The sequence below is a fragment of the Bacteroides ilei genome (genome assembly GCF_900128495.1).
GTDB lineage: Bacteria > Bacteroidota > Bacteroidia > Bacteroidales > Bacteroidaceae > Phocaeicola > Phocaeicola ilei.
On record NZ_LT635801.1, the window covers coordinates 271,187 to 297,507 of the forward strand.

Here is a 26,321-nt window from a genome sequence, read left to right on the forward strand (position 1 = left end):
TTGTTGCAAGTGTATGACACAATGCGGCAAGGGGATTCTTTTTGATGTGTGAGAAATGGTTTCAGAGAGAACAGAAGAAAGTTACCAGAAACGGTACGCTGAAGTCGACCAGAAACCCATGGAAGATAGAAACTACCGCCCATTGCTGCCCGATGGTATGTGTAATGATGGGGAGGGTAGTATCGGCAGTCGTGGCTCCTCCTGCCGAAATAGGCGCCAGTGTTCCGAACCAGCGGACCAGCAGAGGGGAGAAGAGCAGCGTGATGATTTCACGCATGATATTGGAAAGCAGGGCGATGGTGCCCATTTCGGCTCCCCGGTATTCGGTGATGAATATGCTGGAAAGGGAGTAGTACCCGAATCCGGATCCGATGGCCAGACAGTCGGGTATGCTACGTGAGGGAAGCAGCATACTTACCGCCAATGCACCGGCAAAACTTCCTAGGATGGTCATGATGGGGAGAAACGCCAGCCTCGGGTTCAGCGAGCGGAAGGTTTTCAATGTTTGCGGGTCATTGCCGATATTGAGTCCTACACTGAACATCAGTGCACAGAGGGCATAAAAGCTGATATTGCTTTCGTGCAGTATGTCTGGAGTCCAGTGGAAGAATCCGGAAATGATTCCTATACAGAAGAACCCTACAATGATCAGACTGCCTTTCATGCTTTTCCCTCCTTTCCTTTTTGTAGGATTTTCCATAGTGCCCATGCGAAGATACAGCTTCCTGCCACACAGGCCAGTGTGATAAGGAGAGCTTCTATTCCCAGGCTGGCAATGCCTTCTACAATGCGTCTGTTGCTGCCTACTTCGGTTCCCAGCAGGAACAGCAATAGCCAGATGAGTATGGTAATGATATGGTTTATTCCGGAAAACCGGTGTTTCCGTAGCAGGAATCCGATTCCTATTCCTGCCAGCATGATTCCGATGACTGTAAACATGTCTGTCTCTGTTGTTGTAAAATGTATGGTGGATTTTTGTCTCTGCAAAGATACATTATAAACATTTGCGGTAGATAACTTACTGATAACTTTATATTGTTTCCTTCCTTGGCCTGCCAGGAAATGTGTACCTTTGCACCCCGGAAAATGGAATAGGAGGAATAACATGTTGTTGCCTTGTTTACATAAAGGAGTGATAGAAGCAGGATGCGATGAGGCGGGGCGCGGCTGCCTGGCCGGATCGGTCTATGCGGCGGCGGTAATTCTGCCGGATGATTACAGGAACGAGCAGCTGGACGATTCCAAGAAATTGACCGAACGTCAGCGTTATGCGTTGCGTGAAGTGATTGAACGCGATGCCCTGGCCTGGGCTGTGGGTGTGGTCACTCCCGAAGAGATTGACAAGATCAATATTCTGAACGCTTCGTTCCTGGCCATGCATCGGGCCATTGACCAGTTGTCTGTCCGCCCGCAACATCTGCTGATCGACGGCAACCGTTTCAATCCTTATCCGGATATTCCGCATACTACGGTTGTAAAAGGCGACGGTAAGTTCCTTTCCATTGCGGCGGCTTCCATTCTGGCAAAGACCTATCGTGATGATTACATGAACAGGCTGGCCGAGGAATACCCGGTATACGACTGGAAGAGTAATAAAGGTTATCCTACCAGGAAACACCGGGAGGCAATTGCCCGATATGGGGTTTCGCCTTATCACCGTATGAGCTATAACCTGCTTGGCGACGGACAGCTTTCGTTCGATTTTTAACCGGATTATGTGTGTCTTCTATAATGTAACAGCCTGTTGAAAACTTCCGATAGTTATCAACAGGCTGTTAATATCTTTGTTCATTATCTTCTGCGTATTTTCTTGTAATAGGGCATAGGAGGGCGTAGACCGAAGTTTTTAGGGTGTGTGAAGATGATTTTGGCTGCCAGTATCCGGTAGATATACCGGTTCGTTTCTTCCACAAGCTGCAGGTCGATGGATTCGTCCACTTTCTGGCGTTTCAGTTCATTCCCGATGCGTGTCTGTCCAATGTTGTACGACTGTGCCACGGCCACCCAGTCGCCGAATTTGCTGTAGGCGGCTTTCAGGTAACGGCAGGCTGCATAAGTCGATTTCTCGATATTCAGCCGTTCATCCAGCTTCTGTGAAACAATCAGTCCGTAGTCGCGGGCGGTTCCGGGCATGAACTGCCACAGTCCCAATGCTCCGGCCGAGGAACGGGCGGAAGGGTTCATGCCGCTTTCTATCACCATGAGGTATTTGAAGTCTTCCGGGATATGCTGCTCTTCCAGTATAGGCTCTATGATGGGAAAGAAAAATTCGGAACGTTGCATGAGGGCCGATGATATCGGCTTCAGGCTGATGAGTTCGCGCTGCAGTTTGCGTTGCCGGTGCGAAGGGTCCAGATTCACAGCCTGTCCGCAGAAATTGAGTACATTCGGTGAGTTCAGTAGGGTGTCGCTCAGTTCAAGGTTGCCCAGTTTGTCGAGGTCACCGTAACGTTCAGCTTCCGAAAGCGAAGGAAGCGGCAGGCGGTCGGGTCCCTGTGCATGCACGGATACAGGAACCGGCAGAATCAGCAGGACAGCCAGCCGGATTAATATTCTTTTCATTCTCTCCCTAATTTAAACTGCTGCAAAGATAATTCCTTTTGTCCTTTGGGTGGTAACCTGTTTCATAAAATCTTTTTGTTATTGATATAGGTTAACTTATTATAAATCTGTAGCTATAAAAATCGTGAAAAGATAGCTGTCGTGAAGGGATATTTTGTAATTTTGCATGCCTGAAACATAGATTGGAATTAACTTTTAAACAAAATAAATTATTATGGCTAAGAAAGCTCTTTTAATGATTCTGGATGGTTGGGGATGTGGCGACCATCAGAAAGATGATGTGATCTTTAACACTCCGACTCCGTATTGGGATTCTCTGCTGGCTGAATATCCTCATTCACAACTGCAGGCCAGCGGTGAAAACGTGGGTCTGCCTGACGGTCAGATGGGTAACTCTGAAGTGGGTCACCTGAATATCGGTGCCGGACGTATCGTTTATCAGGATCTGGTAAAGATCAACCGTGCTTGTGCCGACAACAGCATCATGCAGAACAAGGAAATTGTTTCCGCTTTCTCTTATGCAAAGGAACATGGAAAAGGTATCCATTTCATGGGATTGACTTCAAACGGTGGTGTACATTCTTCTTTGAACCATCTGTTCAAGTTGTGTGACATTGCAAAGGAATATGGTCTGGAAAATACATTTATCCACTGCTTCATGGATGGCCGTGATACCGACCCGAAGAGCGGTAAAGGTTTTATCGAGGAACTGACTGCACATTGTGCCAAGTCGGCCGGTAAGATCGCTTCTATCGTCGGCCGTTTCTATGCAATGGACCGTGACAAACGCTGGAACCGTATAAAGGAAGCTTATGACCTGTTGGTAAGCGGTATAGGAAAGAAGGCTACTGATATGGTTCAGGCTATGCAGGAGTCTTACGACGAAGGTGTTACCGATGAATTCATCAAACCTATTGTAAACGCTAATTTCGACGGTACAATCAAGGAAGGTGATGTGGTGATCTTCTTCAACTACCGTAACGACCGTGCGAAAGAGCTGACTATCGTTTTGACACAGCAGGATATGCCGGAAGAAGGCATGCATACCATTCCGGGACTGCAGTATTACTGTATGACTCCGTACGACGCATCGTTCAAGGGTGTACATATCCTGTTCGACAAGGAAAACGTACAGAATACATTGGGTGAATACCTGGCAAACAATGGAAAGACCCAGCTGCACATTGCCGAAACCGAAAAGTATGCTCATGTAACATTCTTCTTCAACGGTGGTCGTGAAACTCCGTACGAAAACGAAGACCGTATCCTGGTTCCGTCTCCGAAGGTTGCCACTTACGACCTTAAACCGGAAATGAGTGCTTATGAAGTAAAGGACAAACTGGTAGAAGCCATCAAGACTCAGAAATACGATTTCATTGTTGTGAATTATGCTAACGGTGATATGGTAGGACATACCGGTATTTATGAAGCAATCGAGAAAGCCGTAGTGGCTATTGACAATTGCGTGAAAGATACAGTGGAAGCTGCCAAGGCTAATGGTTATGAAGTGATCATTATTGCCGATCATGGTAATGCCGACCATGCTTTGAATGCCGACGGTACACCTAACACCGCTCACTCATTGAATCCGGTTCCGTTCGTTTATGTAACCGAAAACAAGGCAGCCAAGGTTGAAAACGGTGTATTGGCTGATGTAGCTCCTTCTATCCTGCATATCTTGGGAATGCCTCAGCCGGCAGAAATGACTGGTAAGGATCTGATCAAATAATATCCGGTTAACCCGGTTTTTGAAAATAGAATTGAAGCACAGACAGCATGAGGACAGCAGGTTTGTCCGCATGGAGTCTGTGCTTTTTTTATTACCTTTGCAGCCGAATATCCAAAGAATTGAATTATGGTTCAGATTGATGATGTAGTAGTAAGCCTGGATGTGTTCCGTGAGAAATTCCTGTGTAACCTGGATGCCTGTAAGGGCGAATGTTGCATTGAGGGCGATGCCGGTGCTCCTGTAGAGCTGGATGAAGTGGAAAAGCTGGAAGAAGTCCTTCCGGTTATCTGGGATGATCTCTCACCCGAAGCGCGTGCCGTGATCGACAGCCAGGGGGTGGTATATACCGATCAAGATGGTGACCTGGTGACTTCTATCGTGAACGGGAAAGACTGTGTGTTCACGTGTTACGATGAAAAAGGCTATTGCTATTGTGTCATTGAAAAGGCCTACCGTGAAGGCCGTTGCGGTTTCTATAAACCGGTTTCCTGTCATTTGTACCCAATTCGTGTCGGTGATTACGGCCCCTATAAGGCTGTGAACTACCACCGTTGGGATGTATGTAAAGCAGCTGTGCTTCTCGGAAAGAAGGAGGATGTTCCGGTATATAAGTTCTTGAAAGAACCACTGATAAGGAAGTTCGGTGAAGCCTGGTACAAAGAACTGGAAGAGGTAGCCGAAGAGTTGAAGCGGCAAAATTATATCTGAACGGATAAATTCCGGCATACCTCAAAAAGACCTTGAAATATGCCGGAATATTCCTTGAAGTTTTTGTTGGAAGATGCTGGAGTCTTCATTCAAAGATGCTGGAGTTTTGATGGAAACTCCAGCATCTTTTTATAATATGGCAAGTCCTTTCAACGGGTACGGATACGGTGGTCAGTGTTTCTTGATGCGGACGGTCTTGATTCCTCTCAGGTAGTATTTTGTCTTTTCTCCGGCTTTGGTGATCCGGTCACTGAGGAAGCCGAATGTAGACTGGCAGTTGTTACATAAATAGCGTTCTTCGCCAAAAGCATAGAATGGCAGCATATTATTGTCGGTAAGGAACTCATTTAATTCTGCCAGATCATTGATAAAGTTGTTCTTGAACTCTTTCGCTTCTTCGCTGGTGAAAGTTCTCCAGCCGGTTATGCCATCGGGGGCGTAATCCGCTAAGGTAGGTAAGGCCTTTCCAGCCAGCAGAAACCATTGGTCTGGACTGATCAGGGTAGCGATAATTTCGGTCTCCGAAACCGTGTCAACCTTCCATACATAAAAGTATCCCCATATGTTGTCGGCTTCGGGCAGTTCATTGACGTAGAAAGTATCACTTCCCGGTGTATCCTGATTGTTTCCCGATCCGTCTTCCGGATCATCAGACGTGTTTCCTCCGATTCCGAATTCTATGTCGATGGTGGGTTTCCAGTCGGACGCTTCGAATTGTCCGGTCAGGATAATTCCGTCTTCGTCATTGTATTGTCCGGTGAATTGATAAGGTTGTGCCGGTTCAAGGGGCCGGTTATAGGTATAGGCATAAGTCTTGTTCCCGTCCGGATTCTCTATACTGATGCTCAGAATCGTTTTTGAACCTGCTGCCGGAAACACATAGGCTGGTCCGGCCTCCCAGATATCGTTGTTTTTCACGCAGGGGATGGTCGTGCTGGTCTGTTGCCCGCTGTAGGTCGTAAACAGGTCTATTCCGGAACTTACAGGTGAAACGGTGACTTCTACCCGGGTAGTCTCCTGGGGTATGTCACTGAATTTGAAGTATAGTGACGACATGGCGTATTCCAACAGTATGCTGGCTTCGGTCTTCTTTTCCAGTTTGATGGAACTGCTGCCAGACATGATGGGGCTTTCTGTAAAATAGGGAGCAGTTATGCTGATGAGGCTGTTCTTGTCCGGATTGTCGGGAAATACATAGCCTTTTCTGTCGCTGGCAGTGAAGGCACTCAGTGTATAATTTCCGGCTTTCAGATTCTGCTGGAAAAGGGTTCCGGCCTCGGTCAGTTCCTGATGAGTGACAAGGTTTCCGTCTGTATCGAACAGATAAACCGATATGGGATAAGGGATTTCATCGGATACCCGGCTCTTTATATTGAGTGACAGGTTGCATGGGGGAGGGGCGGATGTTTCTTCTTCTGTCTCTTCTTCGATAGGATAGCTGCCGCAGGCCGATAGGATGGCTATCGTGCACCAGATAAAGATAAGGAATGGTTGCTTACGCTTGTTTTTCATATGTCTTTTATTTTTTCAAACGTAAGATGCTTTTCTTTTTATATCGGCCGGTTGTTAATTTTTGCAAATAAAAAAGGATGCGCAGGTTCTGTTGCCCGGCGCATCCTTTGTGATAGGGTAAAAGTGTGAAGAACGGTTAGTCGTCTTTCAGCAGGAAAACAACGGATGAATACTGTCCTAACTTCAAATTGGTTGCTTCACCGTCCGACTGTTGCTTCACACTTCCTTGTACAGCTACAGCTTTTTTCACCTTGTCGGTCAGGGAAATATCTGTTTCCATATTGCCGAAATTGTGGATGACCAGCATTTGCTGGCTTCCGCTGGTCATATACCAGGCGGCAATGCTGTTGGCTTTTTCGTTACCGTCGTTATATACGGGGTGTCTGCTCATGTTTCCTGTAGCCAGGGCAGGATATGTGTTCCGTAGTCGGGTAAATGTCTGGTACGTGTGCAGGAGTGAAGTGTTGTCTTTTTCCTGTTCTGCCACGCTTTTGATGCGCGATGCCACGGTAGCATCTGTCTTGTCGGTATACGATGTAGTGGTATTGTCACCCCAGAGCATCGGACTTCTTACGTATTCGTCGCCGTTACTTTTGGTACCGTAGATGCCAAGCTCTTCCCCGTAATAGATGTAAGGGCTTCCGGCCGAAGTGAGCAGGACAGCTGCAGCCAGCTTACATTTGGCATCCGACTGTCCCAGTTTGGATGCAGTACGGTCCTCATCATGGTTACTCAGTTTCGTCGCCTCTATGTAATCATTCCTGTAGCCAGCGTATTCATCCCGATAGCTCATGATGTCTTTGGCAAAGTAACGTCCTGTACCGTTGTTGATGGCCCATTCAAGCCGGTACCAGTAAGAGAAATCGAACAAAGCCGGGAGTCCTGCATAATAAGGGGCTACTTCGTTGTGTTCCGAAAGGACTTCACCTACCATATAGAAATTTTTTTGGTTGCCTTTCTGCCGGTAGTAACTGTTCATGTCGTCATAGAACATTTTCAGGAACTGCGGGTTTTCATCCGATGTAGCACTGTGGTAGATGTGTTTTACTGCATCCAGTCTCAGTCCGTCTATACCGTGGTCAATCCATCCTTTGGCAGCCTGTGATATGGCCTGATAGGCTGGTGATTCGGATGCTGTCGCTACGGGTCCGTAGTTCAGGTCGGCAAACCAGTCGGTCCCGAACTGTGAATGAAAATACCATAGGTCCATGCTGTTGAATACGATGTCGGCAGCAGTCTGGTTGTCCAGTGTGAACGGTGTATCCAACGCGATTCTGGCTGAAGCGGATGAGGCACCGTATTTGGTTCCGTTGTCCCATGTGGTAGAGTTGGTACGGATAAGAAATCCCCAGCTTGATGAAAAGTCTACGGTTAGTTCATAGATGCCGTTTCCTTTATCATAGAATTTCTTGCAGATGCCGTCGCCGTAATACAGGTATCTGGCTCCGCTTGTCGTTGTATCCGGATTGTCGGGATTGGTCTTTTCTCCTTTGCTGACGGTTACGGTAGGGGCAGAGGCATTGCTCCAGTCGAGTGTAAACTTGTATATACCCTTGACTTCCTCACCGTTGCCGGTCTTGAACCATTCTCCCGCATTGTATCCGGCTGAACCTTCCTGGGTAATCATGTCAATTTTCTTTTCGGCTATGTCACCTTGCGGGTCTTGTGAAAAGATGTAGTAGCTGCGGTAAGGGCTGGTAGCAGATGAGCTTGCGTCCTTGAACCAGGGATGATCTATCCCGGTATGGTTCATCACGTAGTCAAGATAGATTTTGATACCTCGTTTGTGGGCTTCGGTAACCAGCTGGTCGAAATCCTGTATGTTCCCCAGCCGGGAATTTACGGCGGTATAGTCGGTTACGTCATATCCGTGATACGACATGGACGGATGGATGGGCGACAGCCAGATGGCTGATATTCCCAGATTCGTGAGGTAGTCCAGTTTGGAGGTCACTCCCTTGAGGTCTCCCCATTTGTCACCGTCGCTGTCGGCAAAGGAATAGACCAGCAGCTGGTAACTGATATCGGCACGTAGGGTTCCGTCCCAACTGTCGGGTGCAGCTTCTACTGCCGACCATTCTGCATCCGGGGATTCGGTTCCTGTCCCGGGCGAAGGTTCCGGAAATGCCGGCTTGTCGTCACTGCATGATGTCAGTCCGTACAGTGAGAGACTCAACAGGAAAAGTATAAGAAATTTTTTCATGTCATCAGATTTTTGTGTTCCGAAGGTTTTTTATAGGTAAAGAAAAGGCTGATAGAAAACAAGTCCACCTGAAAAAAGATATTTCGGAAGATCGGATCTTCCATCCTGTTTTCTGGCGGACTTGGATTCTAAAAATATTATTTACGGGTTAATTCTTGGTCATCGTGCAATAGATATTGTCGGATGTACTGCGGGTCATGTATACCGTAATGGTATAATTACCGGCTTCTTCTACAGCTATATCGGCTCCGTCGGCTGTCAGGTTGTCAATTGCCCCGCCTAAATTGATGGCCCAGTCAGCATTGGCGCGGAACTTGAATTTACCGGGAACCAGTTCGGTCTGTACGGTCCATGTAGCATCTGCCGCATTGTAGGTCATTGGGGTATCAGCATCCCAGCCGCCTGGAGTGGCATCGCCTATCAGCCCCCATGTAGTGGCGGTAACGGTCAGTCCGCCGGTAGCCACATCAGCTACAATGTAGTAGAATGCAGGTGCGGCAACGTTGAAGTTCGTACCTTCTCCCTGAATGATTTCGGAACTGAAAGTTGAGAAATCGTTGAAGTTATATTCACCGTCGGCCCAACTTGAATCACGGCTCTTGTTGAATTTGAAGTCGCCGTCCAGGTAGCTGTATCCGGTATAGACTCCGTCGAAGTTCGGAGAACGTAATGCCGGTGCGTTGGCTGTGTTCCATCCCTGATGGTTACCCGGCAGATAGATGAATTCGCTGAAGTCTACAACCAAAGTCACTTTCAGTTCGATGGATGCGCTGGCCTTCATTACAGAACTGCCGGTAGAGATGAATGCGTTTACGGTACTCGGAATTGTCCGTTCTACAGGGGCCTGTCCGTATAGGGAGATGACAGCGCTGACCAGTTCGGCCGTGTTGGCCTTTCCTTCGATGCTGACAGGCAGATTGTAGGTTCCGTCCAACAACAGTTGGTAAGAAGATACAGCGTCTGTCTCTCCCATAGTTACAGACGGAGTAAACAACGTAAGAGAATCGGTAGTGACAGTTGCCATGTCTATAGGAGAGGCTGCTGTGGCTGTCACTGAAACACTTCTGCCTTCTTCCTGTTCGAACCCTTGTGGTTCGGCCCAGTCGGTGTAATCTTCCGTACATCCGGTAAAGGCGAAGGCAGAAAGGAACAAGATATATAATGCTTTCTTTTTCATAGATGTTTTATTTTATAATCTTTTTTATTCTAAAGTATAAAAGTAGTAGAATCCGTCAATGTCATTGAAGAGGATGGTATAGTGGCCGGCCGGAACAGGTATATTGGCTCCTCCATTGGATCCGATACCGTACGGGAAACCTGTTCCACCCCAGTTGGTACCCCATCCGTCGGCACTTCCTGCTTCACCCGGAGATACCTTGAATTTGGCTGTCGTATCACCTGATGTGGCATCCAGTTCGTATTTCCAGATGTGGTTGTTCATGCCTTCCACGGTATTTACCGGTGTCATTGCCGCATCGGTCCATCCGTTGAAATCACCTTGGATCATGATGTGGTAAACATCCGGAGCTTCAGCGGCTTCAATGGTAAGTACATCCGATTCCGTATTCAGTTTGACGGTATAATATCCGCTGCTTGGAACCTGCAGGTTAGAGGAACCGCCGTCATTCTTGACCGGATTGTCAATGCCGGCTGCCGAAGAGTTACCCCATTGGTTATCCCAGCTGCCAGGAGTCTTGATCAGTTTGAATCCTTTTCCAGCCAGGAAGTAGCCGGTATACTGGATTTCACCTTGACCTGTGGTGGTATTGTATTCATAACCGTCGACAATTGACATCGGAATCAATGAAACTCCGATATTGTCCGTGTTGGTGTTGCCCCATGTTCCGTCACCGATACAGTCGCCGACCAGATACCATATTTCGGGTTCTGCATCTACGATAGGCATATAATAAGGGAATACAGACAGAGAAATGGCGTTGGAGTAACATTCATATCCTGATCCCAGTGTCGCTCTCATACGCATGTAGATGGTCAGCGGTTCGGACGGGACATTTTCTTCATTGTATCCTCCCAGTGACATAATCGCCCGGTCTATCTGTGAGGCGTCTGCCTCGAATTCACAAGTGGTTGAATTTCCGTTCAGTTCCACATAGGTAGCTTCGGTCTCTTCCGTAGCTTCTTCCCAGGTATTATCCATGGAAACCTGTGCATAATAGGTAACGGCGGCAGTATAGCCGTAATCGGGTTGTTTATAGGTAAGCTGTATAGACGAGGATTTTTCCAGGTCGTATACGTTTTCACTCAATGCCGGCGTGTTCAGTTCGAATGATTCCGGCTGCTGTACAATAGGATTGGAGTCATTGTCGTCTTCGCAGGCAGAAAACAGACACAAGCCAATTCCTAAAAAGAGTCCGGTCAATATATTCAGTTTTTTCATACTTCAATCGTTTTGTTAAAATTAATAACCAGGGTTCTGAGTCAGATTGCCATTGTTGGTCAGATCGTTTTCAGGAATGGCGAAAATATTCATATACTTGCCAAACTGAGCGCCGTTATAGGTACCTCCCATCCATTCCCATTTATAGGTAGCTTGTCCTCCGAAACGTCCGAAACGGATCAGATCCATACGGCGGCGGCCTTCAAGCCAGAACTCTCTGGACCATTCGTCCAGGATATTGTCCAGCGTATAGATGTTCTGGGTAGCGGCGTTGGCACGGTTACGTAACACGTTGATCATGCCGGATGCGTCAGCATTTGGACCGTTCAGGCGGGTAGAAGCTTCTGCATAGGTCAGGTAGGCTTCTGCCATACGGAATAAAGCCAGGTCGGTATATACATAGTCGATTACCGGGTTGGACTGTCCGTCGGAACGTACATTACGGAATTTTACACACCCGTAACCGTCGGTCTGGCTGCTTTCATCTTCAATGGAAGCATTGAAACCGTCACCGTAGAACAATGCACGGTCATCGTTGGCTGCCGCAGTCATTGTAGCTACATTGTTGCCTGCAGGAGCTTCGGTGGTCGGATAGAATTTATCCAGCAGCTGTTTGCGGATTCGGATACATTTTCCCCAGCTGTTGTTTGTACCAGAAGGGACATTGACACTCATATCCGAACTGTACGAGCCTAAGACAAGGAAGTTCATGCCACCATAACTTTTCGTTGTCTGGCCGTCGAACATGACAGGGAATATCATTTCATAGCGTGCGTCGGTCTCATTGTTGTCGGCCAGGAACAGCATCTGGTATGCAGAATATACTTCCCCGGTTACAGGATTCGTAGCGCCTTTTGTACAGAGGTGGTAGTAGCCGTTATTGATAACCATTTCGGCATAGTCCATCGCTTCCTGCCAATGGGCTGTACCTGTATAGACTTCAGCGTTCAGGTAAAGACGGGCCAGAAGGTTCCATACTGCCACCTTGTCGACGCGGCCATATGTGTTCTGACCTGCTTCAGCCATGCTGTTTACGCAGTCTTTCAATTCAGATTCCACGAAAGTGAAGAAACGGTCGCGTGTGTAATATTCGGCGAGGTCAGAACTTACTGTAGTCATGAAAGGAGCGTTGCCGTATGCATCCATGACATAGTAATACTGCAGGGCACGTATGAAACGTACTTCGGCACGCCGCATTGCGGTTTCTGCCGTCCCGTCATCAGGCACTTGCTCCAGATAGAAATTACACAAGGTGATTGTAAAGTAAAGACGGTAGTAGAGTCCCACTGAAAATACGTTGCTGGCACCCCATGAGTTGTGGAGCAGGTCGGGTACGCCGGCATCTGTAGCCCATACCCAATGTGCTTCGTCTGTGGTAAATTCGTTCATGTACCATGACATGCGGTAGAAGTCGGATTGTCCTTCGTCTATGTCAGCCACATCACCGCTTCCGGCGGGACCTGTCTGTCCGGTCAGGGCAAAGCTGGCATATACTTTATTGAACAGCGCGTCGTTGTTTGCTTCCATTGTTTGCTGCGGGTTGATGGGCTCTACATCCAGATCGCCGACACAGGATGTTGTTCCCAGCAGGAGTGTCAGGGATGCCGCAGTTATAAATGTCTTTATTTTATTGAGTTTCATATTTGTACAAGTTTAAAATATTAGAAATTAAGATTAACTCCCAAAATACCCATGAAAGGACGTGGATAGATGTTGCTGTCATATCCACCGTTTACTTCCGGGTCTAACCCTTTGTATTTGGTGACTGTAAATACATTCTGGGCTGTAAAGTATATACGTCCTCCTAATGGCAGTTTTCCTATCTTGTCAAAAGAATATCCCAATGTAATGTTGTCGCATTTCAGGTAAGATGCATTCTGGATAAAATAGTCGGACAATGCATCGGTAGATGAAACCTGTTGCCAGTTCTTTGGTCTTGCTATATCCAGTACATTGTGCCATGTAGAACCGGAATAGATGCTGGATGGTGACAGGTTAGAATTGCTACATTCCACGGCGTTGTAGTTATAGTTACCCAAGCTTGCACGCAGAGAGAAGCTGAAATCCCAATTCTTATAGATCAGTTTGGAGGTAAATCCCATCAATACGTCCGGGTCTGCCTTTTTGTAGAAATAGCGGTCATCGCTGTTGATCGCACCGTTGCCGTCGCGGTCTACGAATTCCCCTTCGATAGGCTGTCCGTTTTCGTCATATACCTGCTGGTAGGTATAGAAGGCTGTAGAAGGCTGGCCTACTGCCCATCCTTTGATTCCGTCCGAGCTACCTGCACCTACGGCTGTACCACCATATTGGACTACATAGTCATCGCCCTGGCTGGCTACCAGCTCATCGATTTCATTGGAGTTCCAAGTTACGTTATATCCCAGTTCCCAGCTCCAGTCCTTCATCTGGATAGGACGCCAGGTCAGAGCCGTTTCAACACCTTGATTATGCAGTGAACCGATGTTGCTCGTCAGCTTGTTGGAGAAGTTTGAACCGGCTGCAATGAATACGGTATTGATCAGATCCGTTGTCTTGCGGTAATAATAGTCGATGTTTGCCGTCAACCGGTTGTTCCAGAATCCCAGGTCGATACCGGCATTATAGGTCGTTGTCTTTTCCCATGTCAGATTCTTGTTGTAGGCGTCCGGACGATAAGTGGTACCATCGCCTACTATCGGATAGTATGCACCTTGTGAGTTGGGAGTATAGGAAGCAAAGTAGGTATAGTCTCCGATACCTTCCTGCTGACCGGTAATACCATATCCCAAACGTAGTTTCATATCAGACAGAGCGTCCACATCTTTCAGGAATGCTTCTTCTTTCATACGCCATGCAAAAGCTACAGACGGGAATACACCCCAGCGGTTTCCTGGAGAGAAACGGGATGAACCGTCGCCACGTAATGTTGCGGTCAACAGGTATCTGTCTTTATATGAATAGTTCAGACGTCCGAAGAAAGATACCAGGTAATTCTCTGACTTGTACAATGTATTTTCGGATGGACTATATTGTTCTCCCGGATGTTCCAGGTGAGTATCCTGATAGTAGCCGCAATAGAAATAGTTGGTTTCTATATGGAAATGCTGCCATTCATAACCGGCCATGATATCGAAGTGATGGTCTTCATTAAAGTCTTTCATATACTGTGCATATGCGTTCAATGACAGGTTATATGTATCTTTCGAATCCCATCCATAGTTTCCGTAGTAGTAGTTGGCGGTATTATAGAAATAAGGAGAATAGCTTTGGTCTCTGTCGCTGCTGGATATGTTCATACCTCCATTGACGTGCAGATGCAAGTCTTCAAATCCGTGTATCTTGTAGTCGAGTTCCAGGTTTCCCATCAATACTTTTGATTTTCCGTTGTTGGAGTGCAGGTTCAGTATTGCAACCGGGTTTCCTACAGCCAGGTTGTTGACACCATATTGCCATTGCGGGTCATAGTTGGTAGCGTAAGGCCATTGCCAGTATCCGCCGTAGTTTTTTCCGAAATCGGTGGTGTCGTATACAGGCTTGGTCGGGTCCATGGAAGCTGCTGCACCGATCGCACCTTCATCGGCATAATTGGTCTTTGAATACATTCCTTTTGCGTTCAACTTGATGTTAAGGTGGTTATCCAGCAGAGAGGGTGCAAGATTGATACTTCCGGTATAACGTTCATAGTCGGATCCTTTCAAGATACCGTTCTGGTTGGTGTAACCGAATGATACACGGTACGGCATATTCTTTAAGCCTCCGGATATGGTTATATTGTGGTCAGTGCTTATCGCTGTACGGTAGATCTGGTCCTGCCAGTCGGTGTTGGCGAATACATGGTTGCCGTTGGCATCTGTATATCCCAACGATGCGTATTCAGGGCTGTTCAGGAATTCTTCATCTGTATAGCCGTACATGTTTTGTATATATTGCATGTAACTGGGGCCGTCCAATACGTCTACGGTACTTTTTACCTTGCTTACAGATACATTACCGCTGTAGGAAACACGTGGCTTGGACCCCTTTTTCCCGCTTTTGGTAGTAATGAGGATAACACCGTTGGATGCACGTGAACCATAGATGGCTGTAGCAGAAGCGTCTTTCAAGATAGTGAAGCTTTCAATATCATTCGGGTTGATCATAGACAGAGGATTGACCTTAGCGTTGTCATTCGTGTTCAGTCCGTAGCTGTCCATTGCCAGTCCGTCGATGACAATCAACGGATCGTTTGAGGCATTCAGTGATGAACCTCCACGGATACGGATGGTTGTTCCACCGCCACCCGGTTGGCCACCTGCGGTCTGTATGTTTACACCGGCAATCTTACCTTGCATCATGTCTTGGGCACTTGTAACCAGTCCCCGGTTCATTTCATCAGGCTTTACCGCTGTGACAGATCCTGTCAGGTCATTTTTCTTAGCGACACCGTAACCGATGATCACTACATCTTCCAGAACTTCCGAATCATCTTCCAGGATGACATTCAGTGTAGGGGCTGCCGTCAATTCCTGTGTCTTATAGCCGATAAAGGAGATTACGATGATGTCACCTTTCTGGGCCTGCAATGTGAAATTTCCGTCAAAATCGGTGATTGTACCGTTGGTGGTCCCTTTCACGATGATGTTGGCGCCTATGACACCTTCTCCTGCCTTGTCTTTTACGTTACCCGTTACAGTCAGGGCTTGCGCAAAGGCTTGGACTGAGATCAGCATTCCTACCAGCCATAGTAGTAGGAATTTGCTTGTTCCTTTCATTAAACTGTTAGTATTCATATTATTAAATTTGAAGTTAGTGTTCTCTTGAAATACCTATTGAAAACAGACAATCTGATTTACCGTCAAATTACATGTATGTTTAGAAAACTTATCTGATTTCTTTGATAGAGATGGCATAACCTCCTCCCACTGCTGCTTTCAGGTTCAGTCTGGTTTTGCTGGTAACCTTCTTTTTGGTGATGGTATATGCCTGCGGGTTCTTGTCCCAGCTTGCATCCTTGGCGTCGGCATAGATGGTAGCCTCGTATTTCTTTCCCGGTGTCAGGAAGTCTAATGCCAGTTTGGAAGTGTGTCCGTTATAGCCGGCTGTACATCCTACATACCAGTCGCCGGTTCCTTTGGCACGGCGGGCTATGGTGATGTATTCACCCGGTTCGGCTTCCAGATACTTGCTTTCGTCCCAGTCGATGGCCACATCCTTGATGAACTGGAAGGCATCCATGAAGCGTTCGTAGTTTTCAGGAATGTCGGCCGCCATCTGTAGCGGGCTGTACATGGTTACATAGAGTGCCAGCTGGCGGGCCAGTGTAGTGCGTGCGTGTGATGTATTGCTAGGATTCATCTTGCTGCAGTCCATTTCAAAAAGTCCCGGAGTATAATCCATCGGGCCACCGATGAGGCGTGTAAACGGAAGTATGGTAGTGTGGTATACTTTGTTTCCTCCGAAAGATTCGTATTCGGTGCCTCTGGCCGACTCGTTGCCTATCAGATTCGGGTAGGTACGGCAAAGGCCGGTGGGGCGGACTGCCTCATGGGCATTGACCATAATCTTGTAATCGGCGGCTTTGGTTACAGCGTACAGATAATGGTTAACCATCCATTGTCCGTAATGATGTTCACCGCGTGGGATGATATCGCCCACGTATCCGCTTTTAACCGAATTGTATCCGTTGTCTGCCATGAATTTGTATGCCTGGTCCATATGGCGTTCATAGTTGCGGACAGACGATGAAGTTTCATGGTGCATCATCATCTTGACACCCTTGCTGGCCGCATATCGGTGCAGTTCCTGCACATCGAAATCCGGATAAGGAGTGACAAAGTCGAAGACATAGTCTTTGCTGTGGCCGAACCAGTCTTCCCAGCCTTCGTTCCAGCCTTCTACCAGAACGGCGTCAAATCCGTGTTCGGCCGCGAAGTCGATATAGCGTTTCACGTTGGCTGTATTGGCCGAGTGTTTTCCGTTCGGTTTGGTCTTGCTGTAGTCGGTTTCACCCAATTTGACACTGGACAGTTCATCGGTATAGGCCCAGCTTCCGCGTCCGGTAATCATGTCCCACCATACACCTACATATTTGACGGGCTTGATCCATGAAGTGTCTGTATATTTGCAGGGCTCGTTCAGGTTGAGAGTTATACGTGATGCCAGAATATTCCGTGCGTCATCGCTGACTATGATGGTACGCCAGGGAGAATGGCAGGGTGTCTGCATATATCCCTTGTCGCCTTTTGCATCCGGTGTCAGCCATGATTCGAATATCAGGTTCTTGTCGTCCAGGTTCAGGTGCATGCATGAATAGTCTACCAGAGCCGCTTCATGCAGATTGATGTAGAGGCCGTCGTCGGTCTTCATCATCAGTGCGGTCTGTACACCGGTAGGTGAGAATACGGTTTGGGAGGAATTCGGCGTTACTGCGTCTTTCATCAGTCCTCTGATTTCCGACAGCCGTGATATGGTATAGTCATATTCCTGTGTATCGTAGTCGCCCGGAATCCAGTAGGCGGTATGGTCACCGGCCATGGCAAACTGGGAGTGTTCTTCCTTGATGACAAAATAATTCAGGTTAGGCTGCTGGGGAAATTCATAACGGAATCCCAGACCGTCGTTGAACAGACGGAAGCGGATAACAATCCTGCGGTCGTTTTCTGCCTGGTTCAGGGTCACTGCAAGTTCGTTGTAATGGTTCCGGATTTCGCTTTCCTCTCCCCATACCGGTTTCCATGTCTCGTCGAAGGTACTTGTCTGGGTATCCTGTACGGTGAATCCGGTCATCAGATTGGTTTTTGCATCCAACTGGTCGATGTCTGTTCTTGGAGTGGCTTCAAAATCCACTTGTTTGTCGGCATCTTCTTTCTTGAGTTCCAGTCCGAGTGTACTTGGTTTGATAACTGCCTTGTCCTTGAAGTAGAGTTCGTAAGTGGGGGAACCTGCCTGGTTCAGACTGAAGTTCATGACAAGATTTCCATCCGGAGACGTCAGTTTCTGTGCATCGGCGAACAAGGCTGAACAGGCAACTGCAGCAAACAGAATGTGTCTTTTAAGGTTCATAAGTTTTCACGATATTAGGTTTGCCAAGGTTAACGTCCTTTCTAGCATTTATTACAAATCTAATATTTGTATCAGAACATTAAACCTTTTAGAATAAAAATATAAATGGTTATAATATATATTACGTTGTATTATAGTTCCTTACCCTATTTAATGGGTTCCAATTATATAAACCGGTTAGAAGGTGAGGAGCAAAGTCTCGCGTTCTTTCAGTTCCAGCTTATCCTGTAAGGTGACGGTTTTTCCGCTGATAAAGTCGGTAGCGGTTGTCTGAGGCAATACTTCCTTGTAGGGGGCAAGCGTTAACGTTTGTGGCTTTCCGGTACCGTTCATGATGACTACAGCCGATCTGTCTCCGTATTTTCTTTCATACACGTACACTCCGTTACTGATAGAGAAATGTTTCAGACTGCCTTTGCTTATTACGTCATTTCCTTTTCTCCAGTTCAGCAGTTTCTTTATGTAGTTGAATGCTTCGTTCTGCAGTTCTGTCCTGCCTTCTGCGGTAAAGCAGTTGGTCTTGTCGCCTGCCCATCCGCCGGGGAAGTCCTGGCGTAAGGTTCCGTCGCCGTTGCTCTTTTCGGCAGCCATCAGGATTTCTGTTCCGTAATAGATCTGAGGGATACCGCGGGTAGTCAGCAGGAAGGTTACTGCCTGTTTGAAGCGTGTCAGGTTCCGGGTATCTTCTTCTTTCTGGTAGAACCGGGATGTATCGTGGTTGTCCAGGAAAATCAGTAGGTTCATCGGGTCTGCAAATACGAAATCCTGAGTCTGGTAGTCGTACAGACGGTACAGGCCGTTGGCCCAATCGGTCGTTTCTTCATCGAATGCCTTGTTCATCAGGTCGGTCAGAGGGAAGTCCATGACAGTAGGCAGATTCGAATTCCTGGGAACAGCCAGTTTGCTGTCTTTCTGCCAGTAGGAAACAAGGACATTGCTGTTCAGCCATGTCTCGCCTACGATGTTGAAGTGTGGATATTCATCCAATACTTCTTTGCACCATTCACTCATGAAGTCAAAATCGGCATACGGGTGTGTATCCTGTCGGATTCCGTTGATACCTGCATATTCAATCCACCAGATACTGCTCTGGATAAGGTAGCGTGCCACATGGCGGTTGCGTTGGTTCAGGTCGGGCATGACTTCGGTAAACCAGCCGTCGGTAGCAATCTTACGTTCGTAATCACTGGCGTGGATATCCATTACACTGGCTGTCTTGAATGAAGTCTGTACATATTCCGATCTGAAGTTGAACCAGTCTTTGGACGGTTTGTCCTTGAACAGATAATTTTCGCTTCCACAATGGTTGAAGATCATGTCCATTACTACTTTCAGACCTTTGGCGTGTGCCTGGTCAACCAGCTGCTTGAATTCTTCATTCCCGCCGAACCGACGGTCAATCTGGTAATAGTCTGTAATGGCATAGCCGTGATAGGAACTGTTAGGCATGTCGTTTTCTTGGGTAGGATTCAGCCAGATGGCGGTTACACCCAGATCGGAGATATAGTCCAGATGGTCGGCGATACCTTTCAGGTCGCCTCCGTGGCGGGCATATTGTTCGTTACGGTCTACTTTGTCTTCCAACATTCCCGGTATGACATCATTGTCGGGATTGCCGTCGGCAAAGCGGTCGGGCATAATCAGGTATAATACATCACCGGCTGTAAATCCCTGGATTTCGCATCCTTTGCGGGTACGTTGCTTCAATTCATAAGGAATGATCTTCGATTTTTTTCCTTGTTTCAGTGTAATCTGGAAGGTCTGTGGAGCTGCTTTAGATAAATCAAGGTAGAGCAGCAGGTAGTTGGGGTTTTCCTGTCTGACGGTTTCTTTCAGGGATATGTTTTCTCCTGTAATGCTGACACTGCAGGAAGCTACATCTGTTCCGTGCAGAAGGATCTGCAGTTCAGGATTCTTCATTCCAGCCCACCAGTAAGTAGGAGCTATTTGTTGGATGTCAATCGCTTTGCTGTGGTTGCTCCATCCTAAAAATGAAAAAAGAGCCATAATAAAGATGAGTGTTTGTTTCATGATGATTGGATTTTGGTTTATGACAAATTTAGCTTCTTTTGGATGCGGATATAGGTGGTAGAATGAATTTATAAGTATAAATTTTAATTATAATGCTGAAAATCAACGATATGTGATTCTCTCTTTGTGGGGAAAATATAAATGTATTCTAAGTTTTTTGCCGTCTTATTTTGTTTTTGAAAATCGACAATTTGCCTGATTACAGTATTGGTAAAAATGATCTGTTTGTCTTGAAAAAAAGCTTTGTGGTCGATTTTATATTTATTATTTATTGTCAGTTTCGTGGAATTGTTTAGTTTTGTGAAACATGGACGGTTTAGTCCGGTAATTAATGTTTAAACTTAAACCTTGATATATGAAAAAAAGTTGGGTCTGCCTTATATATTCACTTCTCATTCTTATCCCGGTTTCTGTCAGTTCACAGGACGCTTCCGATGTTCAGGAAATATTGTCGGCTCTAGATGAGCTGATTGTACAGAAAAGTGCCTGTCATGCCGGGCGCGAAAAAAGGATTGAAGGCTTGAAAAAGCAGTTGGCTGTTACGGCAGATACGAAAAAACAATACGATCTCTGTGGTATGTTGTTCGATGAATACCTTCATTATCAGGCAGATTCGGCTTTAAATTATGTAAAGAGGAGATGGCATCTGCAAGGCATGTTACAGACTCCCGATCTGAAGAACGAGGTCTTGGTGAACCGTGCGGAGGTAATGGGAGTGATGGGTATGTATAATGAGGCTTTGACTGCCTTGCAGGCTGTAGATACGGCAGAACTGAAGGACAGGTATTCCCTTACTTATTATTATAAGGCATGCCGTGCCTGTTATGGCTGGCTGGCCGACTATACAGCCGGCAGGAGGGAAAAGGTGAAGTATCTGGAAAAGACTGATGATTATCGTGATTCTATTTTGGCTACTTCCGAACCGGGAGTCAACAGGGATATTGTGCTGGCCGAGAAAAAGCTGCTTTTAGGAAAGCCGGGTGAAGCCGTCTCGCTTTTGAACCGGACATTGTCACAGAAAATTACACTGCAGCAACAGGCTTATGCGAATTATACCATGTCGGAGGTTTATGAGGCCAGACATGACTCGCTCAAGCAGATCTATTACCTGGCACGTACAGCCATGGCCGATTTGCAGAGTGCCGTCCGGGAGTATGCGGCGTTGCAGAGGCTGTCAAGGCTCGTCTATGAGAATGGGGATGTAGAGCGGGCTTATAGGTATCTTGCCTGTGCCATGGAAGATGCGGTGGACAGTAACGCTCGCCTGCGTTTTATGGAAGTGACAGAATTTTATCCTATTATAGATAAGGCCAATAAAGAAAAGGAGAGACATGAAAGGCGATTGTCGAGAAATATGCTGATCAGTGTCAGTGTCCTGGCTTTTCTGCTTATCGCCGCCACGTTCTATCTCTATTACTGGATGAAGAAGTTGTCGGTCATGCGGCGGCATCTGTACAACACTAACCGCCAGCTGGTTACCACCAATCATAATCTGGAACAGACGGGGAAGATCAAGGAAGTGTATATCGCGCGTTATCTCGACCGTTGTGTCGGGTATCTGGAGAAACTGGAGCAGTATCGGCGTTCGCTGGAGAAACTGGCTATGGCTTCCAAGATTGACGAGCTTTTCAAGACCATCCGTTCAGAACAGTTCATCCGTGACGAGCGAAAAAACTTTTACAATGAGTTCGACAAGTCGTTCCTGGATTTGTTCCCGAACTTTATCCATGATTTTAACGAATTATTGACAGATGAAGGTAAAATTTATCCTAAACAGGGTGAGCTTTTAAATACAGAACTTCGTATATTTGCACTGATTCGGCTTGGGGTTACAGATGCCAACCGTATCGCACATTTTTTAGGCTATTCACTGGCTACTGTCTATAATTATCGCAGTAAGATCCGTAATAAGGCGGCAGGTGATAAGGACCGTTTCGAACAGCGTGTCATGAATCTGTAGGCTTTTATCTGTTGGGCAAGACTCATTTACACATTTATTATATACCATGAAAAAATTACCTGATTTGAGCTTCTCGAAACTATGGAACATTAGTTTCGGATTTTTTGGTGTGCAGATTGCCTATGCCTTACAGAGTGCTAATATAAGCCGTATTTTTTCGACGTTGGGGGCCGATCCGCACGACCTAAGTTATTTCTGGATTCTTCCACCTTTGGCGGGCATCGTAGTCCAGCCTATTATCGGTGCCTTAAGCGACAGGACCTGGTGCCGTTTCGGACGCCGCATTCCGTATTTGTTTGTCGGAGCATTGATAGCCGTACTGGTGATGTGCCTGTTGCCTAATGCCGGAAGTTTCGGCATGGGAGTTTCGGCGGCAATGGTGTTCGGGTTGTTTTCATTGATGTTTCTGGATACATCCATCAATATTGCCATGCAGCCTTTCAAGATGATGGTGGGCGATATGGTGAATGAAAAACAGAAGGGGCTGGCCTATTCCATCCAGAGTTTCTTGTGTAATGCCGGTAGTCTGGTCGGATATCTGTTTCCGTTTATTTTTGCCGCTATCGGCATCAGTAATATTGCACCTAAAGGTGTTGTACCCGATTCTGTGATCTTTTCTTTTTATGTAGGTGCCGCAATTCTGATTCTGTGTGTCATCTATACTACGGTCAAGGTAAAGGAAATTCCTCCTGCCGAGTATGCGGAATATCATGGTATCACCAAGACAGACAAGGAAGAGAAAACCAATATGTTCAAGCTGCTGGTCAAGGCTCCGAAGGCGTTCTGGACTGTAGGATTGGTGCAATTCTTCTGTTGGGCTGCCTTCATGTTTATGTGGACGTATACAAACGGTTCCATTGCAGCCAATGTGTTCGGTACTCCTGCCGTTGAGTCGGTGACAGACGGAGTGAGCCATTGGGTGTTGGATACGCAATCTTTGGAATATCAGACAGCTGCCGACTGGGTGGGAATCCTGTTTGCTGTACAGGCGGTAGGTTCTGTCATTTGGGCAGCGGTAATCCCTTCCATCCGGAACCGTAAGTTTGCCTATTCATTGAGTCTGGTTCTGGGCGGTATCGGCTTTATTTCCGTCTTGTTCATACATAACCAGTATCTGTTGTTTGTGTCTTTCCTGTTGATCGGTTGTGCATGGGCGGCAATGCTGGCCTTGCCTTTCACTATCCTTACCAATTCCTTGACCGGAGGTCATATGGGTACTTATCTGGGATTGTTCAACGGGACGATCTGTGTTCCGCAGATTGTAGCGGCTGTTGCCGGCGGATGGATTCTAAAGTCTTTTGCGGTACCGGGATCTGTTCCTCCTGAAATTAATATGCTGGCTTTGGCCGGCGTGCTTCTGATTGTGGGTGCCTGCTGCGTGGGTATCATCAGGGAACATAAGGAAGCCTGATTTGTCTGGGCTGATATAAAAAGATCAAGGCTGTATCCTGTTGGGGTACAGCCTTGATCTTTTTATGGTAGTAGAAACTATAATATTAATTTTCAATATCTTCCGTTTGCATCAATTAGCTGGCGTATTTCGTTGTTGAATTCGTCCAGCTTCATCAGTTGCTCCAGGGTGATATGCATCCGCCAGCGCCAGTAGTGGCGTGGGTTGGCAGGAATGTTGATGCGTTCACTTTCCACATTCGGGTTCCGGATCGCTTCATTCATGGAAGTCCAGTCTTGCCAGGTCAGGATACAGAGCATGGAGGGAGATTGCAGATGGCGTATGATGATGTCCTGGCAGAGCCATCCCGGTACCTTTTGAGGTACATCGCCCCAATAACCCAGTTCATTGTGATAGAAGTGTTCGGTAACGGTCTTGTCTTCTTCCCACCAGCCCCGTAAAGTTGACATGTCGTGGGTGCCTATTGTGCATACAGACCGGAACGGATATGCATATACATGTCCGAATTCATTTTTCGGGTCTTTCGGCATGCGCTGGATTTCCAGTGACAGGATCTGCAACTGGTCCATTACCCATGGCACACAGTCGGGAACCATTCCCAGGTCTTCTCCGCATACCAGCATCGGGGTTGATTGGGTGAGAATAGGCAGTTTTTTCATGGCTTCAGTATACCAGAATTCGTTGTGGCGCTGGTAGAAATAGTGGTTATACAGACGGTTGAACGCTTCCTGTTCCTGCCAGTTGAGCTGTTGGAATATGTAGTCGGTCTGTACAGCGATACGAGGATGGTACATTTCCGGATTCTTGCGGTCGGGAACAAACAGTACGTCACTGATCAAGGCGTAAATTCCTTCTTTCAGGTCGCAGCTTTCCTTATCTGTCTTTCCAGCAAAATAAGCTTCTACCTTACGCTGGGTATCGAATTCCGGACGCATGGCATAAATGTCGTCATGTTGCAGTTCCACAAAGGTTTCCTTTACCATCTCTGCCTTGTCACCGAACATGGTGTTGAGTATATATTCACTGATGAATGGCCGGGTCATGAATTCTTTGTTGAAGTTGAGTCCGAAACTCCGGATTTCCTCTTCGCTCATCGGCAGGGCAGGTGAGAACTGCCCCAGCAGTCCGTGTACCGAATGGATAGGAATCTCCCAGATACGGAAGAATCCGAGTATGTGGTCGATGCGGTAGGCCGTGAAATATTCGGCCATCTTGGAGAATCGGCGGCGCCACCATAGATAATTGTCTTTTTCCATGACATCCCAGTTATAGGTTGGCAAACCCCAGTTCTGTCCTTTGGATGAGAATGGGTCGGGCGGAGCCCCTGCCTGTCCGTTCAGGTTGAAGTAATAGGGCTCTATCCATGCTTCCACACTGGTACGGCTGATGCCGATAGGGATGTCTCCTTTTACGATCACTCCGTTCTTGCGCCCGTAGTCGCAGGCTTTCAGCAGCTGCAGATGGAGTTCATATTGTATGAAATAATAGAAAGCTATTTCTGTATAGCAGTCGTTATCGGGTGAACAGAGTTCCTTGATGCTTGCTGCATCGTATGTGCTGTGTTCCGGCCATTGGCTGAAATCGGGTGTACCGTAGATATCGCGCAGGTAGCTGAAGGCTGCATAGGGGAGCAGCCATTCATTGTTTTCTGTAAAGAATTTCTGGAAGTTTTCCGAACTCAGAATCAGGTCTTTTTCCTGCATGAATATATCCTTCAGGTAATTCCGCTTGTAATGGTTTACTGCTTCGTAATCAACCTGTGAGAGTGCGTTCAGGCGTATTCTCTCTTTTTCGTAGACTTCTGCCCGATCTTTGTCTTTCAGTGCCGGCAACTGCCTGAGGTCGGTATACATCGGGTGGAAAGCATAGATTGAAATGCTGCAGTACGGATAAGAGTCGGTCCATGTCCCTGTCATGGAGGTGTCATTGATCGGGAGGATCTGTACAGCCTTCTGATGGGTCTTTGCAGCCCATTCGATGAATGTTTTCAGATCTCCGAAATCGCCTACTCCGAAGCTTCCTTCCGAGCGGAGGGAGAATACCGGGATAGCTGAACCGGCAATCTTCTGTGGCGGCAGGTTGAAAAATACCTCCGTCTCCATGGGCAGGTAGGTTTCTCCGCGCATGAGCGGCTGGATGTGGAAAGTCCGGTTCATGCCACATTCCCATTCAGTTACAGATCCGGTTTTGGAGTCGACAGCTACGAATTTGTATTCGAACGGGTATTGGAGCGATGAGGCGTCAATGGTAAGGTGCCATACGTTAGGTTGCACTTCCTGCATACGAAGCGGGCGACAGTATTCCCAGTTGCCCAATACATCACAGCTGCCTATCAGGCCCAGTTCCTGTTGCTTGTTGTATAATCCTGGGCAGAGGGCGCGGAAAGTGATGCAGCTTCCTACATAATCGTGTATTGCCACGGGGGCTGCACACGGATGCGGTTCATTGAATGCCGAACTGTATTTGAATGAGTCGGCAGGCAGGTCACGCCAGCAGTCGTCTATGATGTAGTGCTGCTGTTGGGCGTTTCCCGGATAAAAGGAATGTGCGATAGCTCCCAGTTCTTTGCGGATACAGTTGGCTCCGCGAAATACACCGTAACGGTATGTTATCTGTTTCATGCCTTCGGGTAGCGTGTATTCGCTGGTACCCGACCAGTCGATGCCGTTACGTGTAGAAAGGACCATGGCATGGGCTTCATCTTCATTGATGATGACACGTATGTTTTCCCCCCATACGGTACGGTACTGCATTCGGAATGTCAGTTTCATATTTCTCGAGGTA

Annotated in this window: 17 protein-coding genes; 5 read left to right on the top strand and 12 right to left on the bottom strand. The window is 47.1% G+C overall.

What is annotated here, in order from left to right:
- Window positions 1–61: 61 nt before the first annotated feature.
- A complete protein-coding gene (locus tag BQ7489_RS01175) occupies window positions 62–664 on the bottom strand; it encodes a LysO family transporter (protein WP_072529698.1) in 603 nt (200 codons plus the stop codon).
- The gene (locus BQ7489_RS01180) at window positions 661–939 is read right to left on the bottom strand and encodes a LysO family transporter (RefSeq protein WP_072531965.1); all 279 of its coding nucleotides are present in this window, start codon (window positions 937–939) and stop codon (window positions 661–663) included. Before BQ7489_RS01180 ends, BQ7489_RS01175 begins: the two co-directional genes overlap by 4 nt.
- Window positions 940–1,105: 166 nt before the next feature.
- Between BQ7489_RS01180 and BQ7489_RS01185 the strand changes: the two genes are divergently transcribed.
- Window positions 1,106–1,708 (top strand): ribonuclease HII, encoded by a 603-nt coding sequence (locus tag BQ7489_RS01185; RefSeq protein ID WP_072529699.1) that lies wholly within the window; start codon window positions 1,106–1,108, stop codon window positions 1,706–1,708.
- Between the two features lie 83 nt (window positions 1,709–1,791).
- Here BQ7489_RS01185 and BQ7489_RS17930 read toward each other — a convergent pair whose 3' ends face one another.
- Window positions 1,792–2,283 (bottom strand): lytic transglycosylase domain-containing protein, encoded by a 492-nt coding sequence (locus BQ7489_RS17930; protein ID WP_374044738.1) that lies wholly within the window; start codon window positions 2,281–2,283, stop codon window positions 1,792–1,794.
- Between the two features lie 493 nt (window positions 2,284–2,776).
- Between BQ7489_RS17930 and gpmI the strand changes: the two genes are divergently transcribed.
- A complete protein-coding gene (gpmI, locus tag BQ7489_RS01195; RefSeq protein WP_072529701.1) occupies window positions 2,777–4,291 on the top strand; it encodes a 2,3-bisphosphoglycerate-independent phosphoglycerate mutase in 1,515 nt (504 codons plus the stop codon).
- Window positions 4,292–4,417: 126 nt separating this feature from the next.
- Window positions 4,418–4,999 carry a DUF3109 family protein gene (locus tag BQ7489_RS01200; protein WP_072529702.1) on the top strand — a complete coding sequence of 194 codons (582 nt, stop codon included), beginning with the start codon at window positions 4,418–4,420 and terminating at the stop codon, window positions 4,997–4,999.
- Between the two features lie 171 nt (window positions 5,000–5,170).
- On the opposite strand, the gene BQ7489_RS01205 is transcribed toward BQ7489_RS01200, so the two are convergent.
- From BQ7489_RS01205 to BQ7489_RS01240, 8 genes are all read right to left on the bottom strand, one after another.
- Entirely contained in the window at window positions 5,171–6,511 is a 1,341-nt protein-coding gene (locus tag BQ7489_RS01205; RefSeq protein WP_072529703.1) for a FimB/Mfa2 family fimbrial subunit, read from the bottom strand.
- A gap of 136 nt (window positions 6,512–6,647) precedes the next feature.
- Window positions 6,648–8,714 carry an alpha-amylase family glycosyl hydrolase gene (locus BQ7489_RS01210; RefSeq protein WP_072529704.1) on the bottom strand — a complete coding sequence of 689 codons (2,067 nt, stop codon included), beginning with the start codon at window positions 8,712–8,714 and terminating at the stop codon, window positions 6,648–6,650.
- Window positions 8,715–8,862: 148 nt separating this feature from the next.
- Entirely contained in the window at window positions 8,863–9,891 is a 1,029-nt protein-coding gene (locus BQ7489_RS01215) for an Outer membrane protein SusF domain-containing protein (protein ID WP_072529705.1), read from the bottom strand.
- Between the two features lie 24 nt (window positions 9,892–9,915).
- The gene (locus BQ7489_RS01220) at window positions 9,916–11,112 is read right to left on the bottom strand and encodes a SusE domain-containing protein (RefSeq protein ID WP_072529706.1); all 1,197 of its coding nucleotides are present in this window, start codon (window positions 11,110–11,112) and stop codon (window positions 9,916–9,918) included.
- A 21-nt stretch (window positions 11,113–11,133) separates the two neighbouring features.
- On the bottom strand, window positions 11,134–12,753 hold the full coding sequence (locus BQ7489_RS01225) for a RagB/SusD family nutrient uptake outer membrane protein (protein WP_072529707.1): 1,620 nt from the start codon (window positions 12,751–12,753) through the stop codon (window positions 11,134–11,136).
- Window positions 12,754–12,773: 20 nt separating this feature from the next.
- Window positions 12,774–15,863, bottom strand: coding sequence for a SusC/RagA family TonB-linked outer membrane protein (locus BQ7489_RS01230; protein WP_394334061.1), 3,090 nt, complete (start codon window positions 15,861–15,863; stop codon window positions 12,774–12,776).
- Between the two features lie 91 nt (window positions 15,864–15,954).
- Entirely contained in the window at window positions 15,955–18,135 is a 2,181-nt protein-coding gene (locus tag BQ7489_RS01235) for a glycoside hydrolase family 97 protein (protein ID WP_072529709.1), read from the bottom strand.
- 177 nt (window positions 18,136–18,312) lie between these two features.
- On the bottom strand, window positions 18,313–20,166 hold the full coding sequence (locus BQ7489_RS01240) for a glycoside hydrolase family 13 protein (RefSeq protein ID WP_072529710.1): 1,854 nt from the start codon (window positions 20,164–20,166) through the stop codon (window positions 18,313–18,315).
- A 355-nt stretch (window positions 20,167–20,521) separates the two neighbouring features.
- Between BQ7489_RS01240 and BQ7489_RS01245 the strand changes: the two genes are divergently transcribed.
- Both BQ7489_RS01245 and BQ7489_RS01250 read left to right on the top strand, forming a co-directional pair.
- A complete protein-coding gene (locus BQ7489_RS01245; RefSeq protein WP_072529711.1) occupies window positions 20,522–22,126 on the top strand; it encodes a DUF6377 domain-containing protein in 1,605 nt (534 codons plus the stop codon).
- A 46-nt stretch (window positions 22,127–22,172) separates the two neighbouring features.
- Window positions 22,173–23,537 carry an MFS transporter gene (locus BQ7489_RS01250; RefSeq protein ID WP_072529712.1) on the top strand — a complete coding sequence of 455 codons (1,365 nt, stop codon included), beginning with the start codon at window positions 22,173–22,175 and terminating at the stop codon, window positions 23,535–23,537.
- 92 nt (window positions 23,538–23,629) lie between these two features.
- Here BQ7489_RS01250 and BQ7489_RS01255 read toward each other — a convergent pair whose 3' ends face one another.
- Window positions 23,630–26,308 carry a 4-alpha-glucanotransferase gene (locus BQ7489_RS01255; protein WP_072529713.1) on the bottom strand — a complete coding sequence of 893 codons (2,679 nt, stop codon included), beginning with the start codon at window positions 26,306–26,308 and terminating at the stop codon, window positions 23,630–23,632.
- Window positions 26,309–26,321: the final 13 nt, after the last annotated feature.